The organism is Micromonospora sp. SD19 (genome assembly GCF_054462275.1).
Map to the genome: position 1 here is coordinate 885577 of NZ_JBTLMN010000001.1, position 12166 is coordinate 897742.

13 protein-coding genes are annotated in these 12166 nt (G+C 70.5%); all 13 read left to right on the forward strand.

Annotation, left to right across the window (positions count from 1 at the left end; translation table 11 throughout):
- The 13 genes from ACX27O_RS04080 to ACX27O_RS04140 all read left to right on the forward strand — a co-directional run bounded on the left by ACX27O_RS04080 (position 1) and on the right by ACX27O_RS04140 (position 12116).
- Positions 1 to 327, forward strand: a complete 327-nt coding sequence (locus tag ACX27O_RS04080) for an antibiotic biosynthesis monooxygenase family protein (RefSeq protein ID WP_030329365.1) — start codon at positions 1 to 3, stop codon at positions 325 to 327.
- Entirely contained in the window at positions 320 to 1942 is a 1623-nt protein-coding gene (locus ACX27O_RS04085) for an FAD-dependent oxidoreductase (RefSeq protein ID WP_458938963.1), read from the forward strand. Before ACX27O_RS04080 ends, ACX27O_RS04085 begins: the two co-directional genes overlap by 8 nt.
- A 4-nt stretch (positions 1943 to 1946) precedes the next feature.
- On the forward strand, positions 1947 to 2288 hold the full coding sequence (locus ACX27O_RS04090; protein ID WP_458938964.1) for a TcmI family type II polyketide cyclase: 342 nt from the start codon (positions 1947 to 1949) through the stop codon (positions 2286 to 2288).
- Positions 2285 to 3292, forward strand: a complete 1008-nt coding sequence (locus ACX27O_RS04095) for a class I SAM-dependent methyltransferase (protein ID WP_458938965.1) — start codon at positions 2285 to 2287, stop codon at positions 3290 to 3292. The genes ACX27O_RS04090 and ACX27O_RS04095 overlap by 4 nt, the downstream gene beginning before the upstream one ends.
- Before the next feature lie 2 nt (positions 3293 to 3294).
- Positions 3295 to 3756 (forward strand): cupin domain-containing protein, encoded by a 462-nt coding sequence (locus ACX27O_RS04100; RefSeq protein ID WP_081883721.1) that lies wholly within the window; start codon positions 3295 to 3297, stop codon positions 3754 to 3756.
- Complete coding sequence (locus ACX27O_RS04105) at positions 3753 to 4010, forward strand: acyl carrier protein (RefSeq protein ID WP_030329356.1); 258 nt, start codon at positions 3753 to 3755, stop codon at positions 4008 to 4010. Before ACX27O_RS04100 ends, ACX27O_RS04105 begins: the two co-directional genes overlap by 4 nt.
- Positions 4011 to 4014: 4 nt before the next feature.
- The gene (locus tag ACX27O_RS04110) at positions 4015 to 4485 is read left to right on the forward strand and encodes an SRPBCC family protein (RefSeq protein WP_210866524.1); all 471 of its coding nucleotides are present in this window, start codon (positions 4015 to 4017) and stop codon (positions 4483 to 4485) included.
- Entirely contained in the window at positions 4482 to 6143 is a 1662-nt protein-coding gene (locus ACX27O_RS04115) for an acetyl-CoA carboxylase carboxyl transferase subunit (RefSeq protein WP_030329352.1), read from the forward strand. Before ACX27O_RS04110 ends, ACX27O_RS04115 begins: the two co-directional genes overlap by 4 nt.
- Complete coding sequence (locus ACX27O_RS04120) at positions 6130 to 6567, forward strand: acetyl-CoA carboxylase biotin carboxyl carrier protein (protein WP_030329351.1); 438 nt, start codon at positions 6130 to 6132, stop codon at positions 6565 to 6567. Before ACX27O_RS04115 ends, ACX27O_RS04120 begins: the two co-directional genes overlap by 14 nt.
- Positions 6568 to 6569: 2 nt before the next feature.
- A complete protein-coding gene (locus ACX27O_RS04125; RefSeq protein ID WP_030329350.1) occupies positions 6570 to 7955 on the forward strand; it encodes an acetyl-CoA carboxylase biotin carboxylase subunit in 1386 nt (461 codons plus the stop codon).
- Positions 7956 to 8037: 82 nt separating this feature from the next.
- Positions 8038 to 9573 (forward strand): peroxidase family protein, encoded by a 1536-nt coding sequence (locus ACX27O_RS04130; protein WP_156057346.1) that lies wholly within the window; start codon positions 8038 to 8040, stop codon positions 9571 to 9573.
- 105 nt (positions 9574 to 9678) lie between these two features.
- Positions 9679 to 11124 (forward strand): adenosylhomocysteinase, encoded by a 1446-nt coding sequence (gene ahcY / locus ACX27O_RS04135; RefSeq protein ID WP_210857534.1) that lies wholly within the window; start codon positions 9679 to 9681, stop codon positions 11122 to 11124.
- A 14-nt stretch (positions 11125 to 11138) separates the two neighbouring features.
- Positions 11139 to 12116: a carbohydrate kinase family protein gene (locus ACX27O_RS04140; RefSeq protein WP_210857535.1), complete on the forward strand. Its 978-nt coding sequence runs from the start codon at positions 11139 to 11141 to the stop codon at positions 12114 to 12116.
- The last annotated feature ends 50 nt before the right edge of the window (positions 12117 to 12166 follow it).

The window sequence follows — 12166 nt, forward strand, 5'->3', positions numbered from 1 at the left end:
ATGGCACACATCGGCATCGACCAGCCGGTCGTGACGATGGTCAACGTCTTCACCGTCGAGCCGGCCAACCAGCAGAAGCTCGTCGACATCCTGATCGAGGCGACCGACACGGTGATGTCCAAGGTGGACGGGTTCGTGTCGGCGAACATCCACGCCAGCCTCGACGGCACCCGGGTCGTCAACTACGCGCAGTGGAAGAGCGAGGAGCACTTCACCGCGATGCTGCAGAACCCCGAGGTCCATCCGCACTTCGGCGAGGTACGCGCGATCGCCACGCCGGAACGCCACCTCTACAAAGTCGTCTACACGGAGGACGCTCATGTCTGACGGAAGCACCGACGTCCTGATCGTCGGCGGTGGCCCGGTCGGCCTGTCGACCGCGCTCTTCCTGGCCCGTAAGGGGATCCGGCCGATCCTGGTCGAACGTCGGCCCCGGCTGTCGACGATCCCCCGCGCGACCGGTCTGCACGCCCGCACGGTGGAGATCTTCCGCACCGTCGGCCTGGAGCCGGCCGTGCAGGAGGCCGGCATGAAGATCGTCGGGCCGGGCGCCGAACTCGACCTCGTCCGCGCCGGCCGCGCCACGCCACTGGTCATGCTCGGCGCCCAGTCGCTGGCCGACCTCCACAAGTCGTTCGTCATGGAGGCCCACGACGTCGACTACGACGCGTTCACCCCGAGCTGGCCGATCTGGTGCGGCCAGGACCACTACGAGCCGCTGCTCTTCGACGCCGCCGTCGAAGCGGGCGCGGAGATCCGCTTCCAGAACGAGCTGGTCGGGCTGGTCCAGGACTCCGACGGCGTGACAGCGACAGTCAACGACAACGGCACCACCCGCACGATCCGGGCGCGTTACGTCGTCGCGGCCGACGGCGTGAAGAGCCCCGTCCGCGACATGCTCCAGATCGGAAACCGCAGCAACGGTGTCGCCGGGAACTTCGTCAGCATCATCTTCCGCGCCAAGGTCGACCTGCCCGACACCGCACCACGGTTCACCCTGATCTACCTGATGAACCAGCTGGCCCAGGGCCTGCTGCTCTTCATCGAGCCGGGGCGGTGGATGTTCGGCGTCAACTACTACCCCGAGCGGGGGCAGTCGCCGGCCGACTTCACGCCGGAGCGCTGCGTCGAGCTGGCCCGGATCGCCGCCGGCGACCCCGAGCTGGAGGTGGAGGTCGAGTCGGCCCAGCCCTGGGACGCGCGGCACATGGTCGCCGACGCGTACCGGTCGGGGCGGGTCTTCCTCGCCGGCGACGCCTGTCACGCGCATCCCCCGGCCGGTGGCTTCGGCGTCAACGCCGGCATACAGGACGCGCACAACCTGGCGTGGAAGCTCGCCGAGGTGCTCCAGGGGCACGCCGACGAGAGCCTGCTCGACTCCTACGAGGCCGAGCGTCGTCCGGTCGGCGCGGCCACCGCCGACCAGGCGTGGATGCTGTTCCGCACCCGGGGGCAGCTCGCCGACGAGGACAAGGCCGCCTATCGGGACTTCGTCATCGTGACGATGGGCTACCGCTACACCTCGAACGCGATCGTCGGCGCGCCCGCCGACACCGAGCTGCTGCCCCGCGAGCTGAGCTTCACCGGCCAACCCGGATCGCGCGCGCCGCACGGCTGGGTCGACCACCACGGCAGCCGGGTCTCCACGATCGACGTGCTGACCGAGGGCTGGACGCTGGCCACCGCACCCGGCGACGACACGTGGCTCGCGGCGGCCGAGACCGTCGCCTCGCAGACCGGCGTCCCGATCCGGGCACTGACCGCCGGCCCCGACGGCGACCTCGCCGACGACGGCTCGTGGCTCGCCAGCTGTGGCGTCGGCCCCGGCGGCGCGCTGCTGGTACGCCCCGACGGCATCGTCGCCTGGCGCAGCGCCGGCCCGGTGGACAACGCGGCGCAGACCCTGGCCGCCGCCCTGGCCACGATCCTGCGGGGAGCGTGAGCAGATGTCCTACCGCGCCCTCATGGTCATGCGGATGGCCGCCGGTCACGCCGACGCCGTCGCCGAGCTCTTCGCCGAACACGACAAGGGCGACATGCCCCACGTCGTCGGCATCTCGCGGCGCACCCTCTTCCGCTACCAGGACCTCTACATGCACCTGCTCGAGGCGGACACCGACGTCTTCGACAAGCTCCTCGCGGCCCGTGCCCGCGCGGACTTCCAGGAGGTCAACCGCCGCCTCTCGGCCTACCTGCAGCGCTACGCGCCGGACAGCATGACCGAGCTGCAGGACTCGTTGGCCACGCCCTTCTACACCTGGAGCCCCGAGACAGGGAGCATCACGTGACGCTGACCCGCCGCGACATCAACGAGATGATGCAGGCATACAAGAAGACGAGCCTGCTGCGTACCGGCGTCGAGCTGGGCGTCTTCGACGCCCTGGCCGCGGGCCCGGCGACGGCCGGTGGGCTCGCCCCGAAGCTCGGCATCCACCCGCGCGGCGCGCGCATCCTGCTCGACGCGCTCACCGCGATCCGGCTCACCGACCGGACCGGCGAGCACTTCTCGCTCACCCCGGCGGCCGCCGACCACCTGGTCAGCACCCGTCCCGACTACCTGGGCGGGATGGTCAAGGTGATGTCGAGCGACTGGGAGTGGGACGCGCTGCGCGACCTCAGTGCCGCCGTACGGGAGGGCGGCACCGTCCTGGACGTGCACGCCGAAACCCCGGAGTACAGCTACTGGGAGGACTTCGCCGCGTACGCGACGAAGGTCGCCCAGCCGACCGCCGAGGTGATGGCCGAGGCGCTCGCGCCGTGGGCGAAGGAGCGCGCCGAGCTCGACATCCTCGACGTCGCCTGCGGCCACGGCGTCTACGGTTACACGCTCGCGCAGCACAACCCGCAGGCGACGGTGACCTCGCTGGACTGGCCCAACGTGCTCGCCGTGACCGAGAAGAACGCCGAGCGGCTCGGCGTACGCGACCGGGCGTCGTTCCTGCCCGGTGACATGTTCACCACCGATCTCGGTGGCCCCTACGACGTCGCGCTGCTCACCAACGTCACCCACCACTTCTCCGAGGAGCGGGTGCACGAGCTGGTGAAACGGCTCGGTTCCGTGGTCAAGCAGGGTGGCCGGCTGGTCATCGTCGGCTTCACCACCGGCGACGAGTCGCCGGCGCTGGACCCGGCGCCGTACCTCTTCTCGGTGCTGATGTTGGTCTGGACCTTCGAAGGGGAGTCGCACTCCGTCGCCGCCTACAACCGGGCCCTCGCCGCGGCGGGCTTCGGCCCGGCCACCGTCCACCCGACGGACCTGCCGTTCCGCGTGCTCGTCGCAGAGAAGGGATGACCATGCATCGGCAACCGGTAGTGAAGGTCGCCGCCACCGACGTGCCCGGCATCAACCGGATCGGCGGCGAGGTGCGGATCCTGCTCAGCCCGAAGACCGTCGACGCGACGGAGGGCTTCATGGGCACGGTCCGGCTGGAGCCGGGCGAGTTCCTGGCGGAGCAGTACAACCCGTACTCGGACAAGTTCTGTTATCTGGTGCGCGGCGAGGTCGTGATCCGGGTCGACGGCACGGAGGTCAAGCTCGCGGCCGACGAAGCTCTCATGGTCCGTCGCGGCCAGCGGCACCGCATCGTCAATGCCGGTGGTGAGACCGCGCTGATCGTGTTCCAGATCAGTCCGCTCGCACCCCGCCCCGAACTGGGCCACGTCGACACCGAGGAGGTCCCGCACCCCGAGTCGCCGGTGCCGCAGGTCGGCGGCGTCCGCGACGGGTGGCAGCGACCGACGGGAGGAAACTCATGAGCCAGCTGACCCTCGACGACCTGCGCCGGATCCTGGAGAGCAGCTCCGGCGTGGTCGAGCAGACCGACTGGGCCGACCCGGCGACGCTCGACGCGCCGTTCGAAGACCTCGGCTACGACTCGCTCGCGCTGCTGGAGCTGGCGGCGCGGGTGCAGCAGGAGTACGAGGTGCGCATCCCCGACGACGCCGTGTCGATCATGCAGACGCCCCGGCTCGCCGTCGACTACGTCAACCAACGACTCGCGGATCGGTGAACCCATGGCCGGACACACTGACAACGCGGTCGTCATCAACGCACCGTTCGACCTCGTCTGGGACCTGACCAACGACATCCCCAACTGGCCCTCCCTGTTCAGCGAGTACGCCAGCACGGAAGTGCTCTCGACGTCCGCCGACGGGGCCGTCGTCTTCCGCCTGACGATGCACCCCGACCCGGCCGGTCGGGTCTGGAGCTGGGTCTCCGAGCGGGTGCCCGACCGCGTCGACCGGGTGGTGCGGGCCCGACGGCTGGAGACCGGCGCGTTCAAGTACATGAACCTGTTCTGGGAGTACACCGAGATCCCGGACGGCGGCGTGCGGATGCGGTGGGTGCAGGACTTCGAGATGCGCCCGGGCGGGCACGCCGACGACGAGGGCATGACCGCCCACCTCAACCGGACCACACGTGAGCAGCAGGCACGCATCCGGGAGATCGTGGAGAAGGCCGCGGCCGAACGCGGGCAGTCATGACCGCCACCGTCAACACGCCCGTCGGTAAGAGCTGGCTGGTCTGCCCGGGTTGCCGGGCGCTGCTCTACCAGCGCCGTGTCGAGCGCAACCTGGGCGTCTGCCCGGAGTGCGACCACCACGACCAGGTCACCGCGCACCAGCGGATCGAGCAGCTCTTCGACCTCGACTCGGTCGAGGAGCTGCCCCCGGTCGGCGCGTTCGGTGATCCGCTCGGGTTCGTCGACACCAAGCCCTACCCGCAGCGGCTCGAAGCCGCCCGTCGGCGTACCGGGCTGGACGAGGCAGTCGTCTGTGCCCGGGGCACTGTCGAGGGGCAGCCGCTGATCGCCGCGGTGATGGACTTCCGGTTCCTCGGCGGCAGCCTCGGCGCGGGTGTCGGTGAGCGGATCACCCGGGCCGCCGAGTTGGCACTGGAGACCCGTACGCCGCTGCTGATCGTCAGCGCCTCCGGCGGTGCCCGGATGCAGGAGGGCGCCCTGTCGCTCATGCAGATGGCCAAGACCAGCGCGGCGCTCGGTGCTCTCGACGAGGCGGGGGTCCTGACGATCTCCCTGGTCAGCGACCCGACCTACGGTGGCGTCGCGGCATCGTTCGCGACCCTCTGCGACGTCATCCTCGCCGAGCCGGGGGCCCGCCTCGGCTTCGCCGGGCCGAGGGTGATCCAGCAGACGCTGCGCCAGCCACTGCCGGCCGGCTTCCAGACCGCCGAGTACCTCTTTGCCCGCGGCATGCTCGACGACCTGGTACCCCGGTCGAACCTGCGGCCGACCATCGCCCGGCTGCTGGCCTTCGCGGCGGCCGGGCCGTTCACCCCGGAGCACTCCCGGGTACGGGCGACCGCGCCCGCCGACCCGGCGGACCCGTGGACGGTCGTGGCACGGTCCCGTGCTCTCGGTCGCCCCTCCACGCTCGACTACATCGGCCACTTCGTGGACGGCTTCGTGGAGCTGCACGGCGACCGGCTCGCGAGTGACTGCCCGGCGATCGTCGGCGGCGTCGGCCTGATCGACGGGCGGCCGGTCGTGGTGATCGGCCACCAGAAGGGCCACACGGTCGCCGAGGTGGCCAGCCGCAACTTCGGCATGGCGACACCGGCCGGCTACCGCAAGGCGGCCCGGCTGATGCGTCTGGCCGAGAAGCTCGGCGCGCCGATCGTGACGCTGATCGACACACCCGGTGCCTACCACGGCATCTCGGCGGAGGAGAACGGGCAGGCCCTCGCCATCGCCGACAACATCCGACTGATGGCCGGGCTGACGGTGCCGGTCGTCGCGGTGGTGACCGGCGAGGGCGGCAGCGGGGGTGCGCTCGCCCTCGGCGTCGGCAACCGGGTGCTGATGCTCGAGAACGCGACGTACTCGGTGATCAGCCCGGAGGGTTGCGCCGCGATCCTCTGGAACGACTCCGGCCGGGCCGACGAGGCCGCCGCACAGCTCAAACTCCAGGCCGGCGACCTGCTCTCGCTCGGCATCGTCGACGGGGTGGTTCCCGAACCGCCCGGCGGGGCGCCGGCCGATCCCGGTGCGACCGCGTTGGCCGTACACCGGGCGGTCGTCGACGCGTTGGCGGAGCTGGCCGGTCTGCACCGCGAGGAGGTGCGGGTCCATCGCCGGGCCCGCTTCCGACAGATCGGAGGTGTGACGAATGCCGGAGGGTAACGCCGACCCGCTGGACGCCGCGGTCCGCAGCCTCGCGCGGCTGATCGGATCGACGCCAGGCCCGGTCCGTCGCGCCCGACTCCAGCACGGCGACCTGGTGGTCGAGGTGGAGTGGCCAGACGGCGCGGCTGTGGTGGCGGCAGCCCCGGCGGCCCCGCCGGTGGAGGCCGACGCCGGGCTGCACTACGTGTGCGCGCCGATGGTCGCGACGCTCTACCTCGCGCCGTCGCCCGGCGCCGACCCGTTCGTTCGGGAGGGCGACCAGGTCGTGGCCGGCCAGCAGGTCGCGATCCTGGAAGCGATGAAGATGATGATCCCGGTTGAGGCCGACCGTGCGGGCGAGGTCGTGAAGGTACTGGTGCCCAACGCGACTCCGGTCGAGTACGGCGAGCGGCTGATCGCCTTAGCTGTGTCGGAGGACTGACGGTGTTCGAGTCGGTGCTGATCGCCAACCGGGGCGAGATCGCGGTCCGCATCGCGCGGACCTGCCGGGAGATGGGGCTGCGGACAGTTGCTGTCTACTCGACAGTCGACCGCGACTCGGCGGTGGTGCGGTTGGCGGACGAGGCCGTCCAGATCGGGCCGGGCCCGAGCCGGCGCAGCTACCTGAGCGCCCCGGCCATCATCGAGGCGGCCCGTCGCACGGGGGCCGACGCGATCCACCCGGGTTACGGCTTCCTCTCCGAGGACCCGGACTTCGCCGAGATCTGTGCGGCCGACGGGATCACGTTCATCGGGCCGCCGCCCGCCGTGATGGCCGCGCTGGGCGACAAGGCCCGGACGCGGGGCATCATGGCGGGCCTCGGCCTGCCGGTGCTTCCCGGCACCACCGACGCCGTCGAGTCGGCGGCCCACGCCCGCGCGGTGGCGGAGGAGATCGGCTTTCCGCTGATCATCAAGGCGGTCGCCGGTGGTGGCGGCCGGGGCGTTCGGGTGGTCCGCGACCCGGCCTCGTTCCTGGGCGAGTTCGCCACCGCGCGGGCCGAGGCGCAGCTGCTCTTCGGCGACAACCGGGTCTACATCGAGCGTTACCTCGAATCGGCGCGCCACGTCGAGGTGCAGGTGCTCACCGACCGTTACGGCAACGGCGTCCACCTCGGCGAGCGCGACTGCTCGGTGCAGCGGCGTCACCAGAAACTGATCGAGGAGTCACCCGCGCCCGGGTTGCCGCAACACCTTGTCGACCGGATGACCGCCGCCGCGGTCACCGGCGCGCTCGGCGTCGGCTACGTGGGCGCGGGCACCTTCGAGTTCCTGGTCGGCGGCGGGGACGACTTCCACCTCATGGAGGTCAACTGCCGCCTGCAGGTCGAACACCCGGTCTCCGAGTTGGTGACCGGCGTCGACCTGGTGCGGCAACAGATCCTCGTCGCGGGCGGCGAACGGCTCGCACTGACCCAGGCTGACGTGACGCCGCGCGGTACCGCGATCGAGTGTCGCCTCAACGTCGAGGACCCGGCGCGCGGCTTCGTACCGACACCGGGTGAGCTGACCCGCTTCGACCTGCCCGCCGGCCCGTTCGTCCGGGTCGACACGCACGGGTACGCCGGCTACCGGGTTCCGGCCGACTACGACTCGCTCCTCGCGAAGGTGGTCGTCTGGGCGCCCGACCGCACCCAGGCCCTGGCCCGGATGGCCCGCGCCCTCGACGAGTGCGCCGTCGAAGGGCCAGGTGTGGCCACCACCCGCGACTTCCTCCGATCGACGCTCGACCATCCGCTGTTCCGCGCCGCCAAACACGACACCTCGCTTGTCGACACCATGCTCACCGGTCTCCAGCCGGACACCACCGAAGCTCCAGAGCGCCACTAAGGGGAGGGTTCACACTGCTGCCGGTTCGCGGGTTTACCGCCCGTGCGTCCACGCGGGCGCCCGCGGACGGAAGGTGGCCGACATGGCAATTGGCAACGCTTCTCCAGGTGTCAGCCGACGGCGACTATTGGCCGGAGTCGGCGCGGGCGCGCTCCTCGCCGGCACCGGGGGAGTCCTGCTCGACGCGGCGCCGGCGGCGGCCGCGTTCTCCAACCGGTTCGGTCGGATGTTCCCGTCGTTACCGGCGTTCGGGTCGGCGACGACCCAGATGCGGAACGCGCTGATCGACCTGTCCCGCGTCGGTGGCCCGATGGACGCCCGCGACCCGCTCGGTGTCGGCGCCGAGGCCCTCTCCGACCTGCAGCAACACAGCATCAACAACCCCGACAACTTCTCGGTCCCGCAGGGCATGACGTACTTCGGGCAGTTCGTCGACCACGACCTGGCCTTCGAGACGACGGCGCCGCTGGGCACGCCGGTCGACCCGACCACGGTGCCCAATCCCCGGACGCCGGCCCTCGACCTCGACTCGCTCTACGGTGCCGGACCGACCGGGAACCCGGAGCTGTACACCTCATCCGACCCCGCCAAACTCAGGATCGAGTCGGGCGGGCGCTTCGAGGACCTGCCGCGCAACTCCAGCGGTAAGGCGATCGTCTTCGACCCCCGCAACGACGAGAACCTGCCGATCGCGCAGATCACTGCCGCGTTCATCCTCTTCCACAACCGGGTGGTCGACCTGGTGCGCGCCCAGGGCACAGCGGAGTCGCAGGTCTTCGCCGCCGCCCGCAGGCTCGTCACCTGGCACTACCAGTGGATCGTGCTCAACGAGTTCCTCCCGCTGATCGCCGGCCCGGGCACCGTCTCCACGGTGCTCAGCGGAGGCCGGCGCTTCTACCGGCCGGAGCCGAACGCGACATTCATCCCGGTCGAGTTCACCGCGGCGGCGTTCCGCTTCGGCCACAGCCAGCCACGACCGGCCTACCTGGTCAACCGCACCGGCAACGGCGGCGACGAGTTCTACGCCATGCTCTTCGACTCGGCGCTGGGCGGCGCCGACCCGGCCGACCTGCGCGGCGGGAAGCGGGCCGCCCGCCGCTACCTCGACTACCAGTTCTGGTTCCAGTTCTTCGACGGCCAGGTGCGCTGGAGCAAGTGGATCGACGTGCGCAACTCGACACCGCTGTTCGGTTTCCCGCTGCCACCGCCGCCGTCCGGCTCGCCGTCTGCCAACCTGCTCGGCCGCGACCTGCTCCGGCAGTTGACCTTCGGCATCCCGTCGGGCCAGCGGATCGCCGCGCACATCGGGGCGCCCGCGCTCGGCAGCTTCAACTTCCCCGAGCTCAGTGGGTACGGCCTCGGCCTGGACGCCAACACCCCGCTCTTCTACTACATCCTCAAGGAGGCGCAGCTCCAGGCCGGCGGCGGTTCGTTGGGCGCGGTGGGTGGGCGGATCGTGGCGGAGGTGCTCATCGGCGTCGCCCAACTCGACCCGGCGAGCTACCTGACCGTGCAGCCCAGCTGGCGCCCGACCCTGCCCGCCCGCTTCTCCGGCCAGTTCACGATGGCGGACCTGCTCACGTACGCCCGGGTCGACCCGGCCAGCCGCAACTCCTGACAGCTCCTGCGCCGCACCCGGGCTCCAGGCGGCCCGGGTGCGGCGCATGAGCACCGTTGAACCGGACTCCAACGGTCCTCGACGCCGCTGGGGGAGGGTGCGGGCATGACTGGCAACTTCAGCGATTTCAAGGTGGCGGACCTGTCGTTGGCGGCCTTCGGGCGTAAGGAGATCGAGCTGGCCGAGCACGAGATGCCGGGGCTGATGTCGATCCGGAGGGAGTTCGCCTCGCGGCAGCCGCTGAAGGGTGCGCGGATCACCGGCTCGCTGCACATGACGATTCAGACGGCGGTGCTGATCGAGACGCTGGTGGCGCTCGGCGCGCAGGTCAGGTGGGCTTCCTGCAACATCTTCTCGACCCAGGACCACGCGGCGGCAGCGATCGTGGTCGGTCCGGCCGGCACCCCGGACGCCCCGGCGGGCGTCCCGGTCTACGCCTGGAAGGGCGAGACCCTCGACGAGTACTGGTGGTGCACCCAGCAGGTGCTGCTCTGGCCGGACGGGCAGGGCCCGAACATGATCCTCGACGACGGTGGTGACGCCACGTTGCTGGTGCACAAGGGTGCCGAGTTCGAGGCGATCGGGGCGGTGCCGTCGCCGGAGAGCGCGGACTCCGAGGAGTACGAGGTCATCCTCGGTGTGTTGACCCGGTCGCTGCGGGAGGACAACCGTCGCTGGACGCGGGTCGCCGCCGGGATCAGGGGCGTGACCGAGGAGACCACCACCGGTGTGCACCGGCTGTACGAGATGCAGCAGGCGGGGAACCTGCTGTTCCCGGCGATCAACGTCAACGACTCGGTGACCAAGAGCAAGTTCGACAACAAGTACGGCTGCCGGCACTCGCTGATCGACGGGATCAACCGGGCCACCGATGTGCTGATTGGCGGGAAGGTCGCCGTCGTGTTCGGTTACGGCGACGTTGGCAAGGGCTGCGCCGAGAGTCTGCGCGGTCAGGGCGCGCGGGTCATCGTGACCGAGGTGGACCCGATCTGCGCCCTGCAGGCGGCGATGGACGGCTACCAGGTCGCGACCATCGATGACGTTGTCGAGACCGCTGACATCTTCGTGACCGCGACGGGCTGCTTCAGTGTGATCACCAACGAGCACATGGCCAGCATGAAGCACCAGGCGATAGTGGGGAACATCGGTCACTTCGACAACGAGATCGACATGGCCGGTCTCGCGAAACGCGGGGACGTCGAGCGGATCACGGTGAAGCCGCAGGTGGACGAGTGGCGGTTCGCGGACGGCCACTCGATCATCGTGTTGTCCGAGGGGCGGCTGTTGAACCTCGGCAACGCCACCGGACATCCGAGCTTCGTGATGTCGAACAGCTTCGCCAACCAGACCATCGCGCAGATCGAGCTGTTCACCCGCACCGACCAGTACCCGGTCGGTGTCCACACCCTCCCCAAGCACCTGGACGAGAAGGTCGCCCGACTCCACCTCGCCGCGTTGGGTGTGCGCCTCACCGAGCTGACCAAGGAACAAGCCAACTACCTCGGTGTCCCGGTCGAGGGGCCCTACAAGCCCGACCACTACCGCTACTGAGAGGGCCCGTCCGCATGATCGCCGTATCCGGTTCGATCGCGACCGACCATCTGATGCGCTTCCCGGGGCGGTTCGCCGAGCAACTCGTCGCCGGCAGCCTCGACACCGTCTCGCTCTCGTTCCTCGTCGACGACCTCGTCGTCCGTCGCGGCGGGGTCGCTGCCAACATCGCCTTCGGGCTGGCTCAACTCGGGCACCGGCCGGTGCTGCTCGGCGCGGTCGGTGGCGACTTCGGCGACTACCGCAGCTGGCTCGAGCGCAACGGGGTCGACTGCTCGGAGGTGCAGGTCAGCTCCATCGCACACACCGCACGGTTCATCTGCACCACCGACACCGACCTCTGCCAGATCGCGTCGTTCTATCCGGGTGCGATGGGCGAGCCCGACCGGATCAGCCTCGACGGTGTCGCCACCCGGGCCGGCGGCCTCCGGCTCGTCATCGTCGCCGCGGAGAATCCGGACACCATGCTCGCCCGTGCCGCCGCCTGCCGCCGACTGGGCCTGCCCTTCGCCGCCGACCCGTCGCAGCAGCTGGCCCGGATGTCGTCGGCCGACATCGAGGCGATGATCACCGGTGCGCGCTATCTCTTGACGAACGAGTACGAGGCGGCGCTGCTGGAGTCGAAGACCGGCCTGAGCGAGGACGACATCCTGCGCCGGGTGGGCGTGCGGGTCGTGACCCTGGGCGCCAACGGGGTACGGATCACCGGGCGCGACGGCGAGTTCCTGGTCCCGGCGCCGCGGGTGGGCGCCATCGTCGACCCGACCGGCGTCGGCGACGGCTTCCGGGCCGGCTTCTTCGCCGCGCTCGCCGCGGACCTGCCCATCGAGCGGGCGGCACAGGTGGGCTGCGTGCTGGCGGCGCACGTGCTGGAGGTCGAGGGCCCGCAGGAATACACCGTCGACGCCGACGTTTTCGAGCGCCGCATCGTCGAGTCGTACGGCAGTGAGGTAGCGGTCGACGTGCGCGCGTTGGGCCTGGCGCCGGTCTGACCGGGCCGGCCGGCGGCGCTGGCCTCCGGCGAGGAGCACGGATCCGCCGT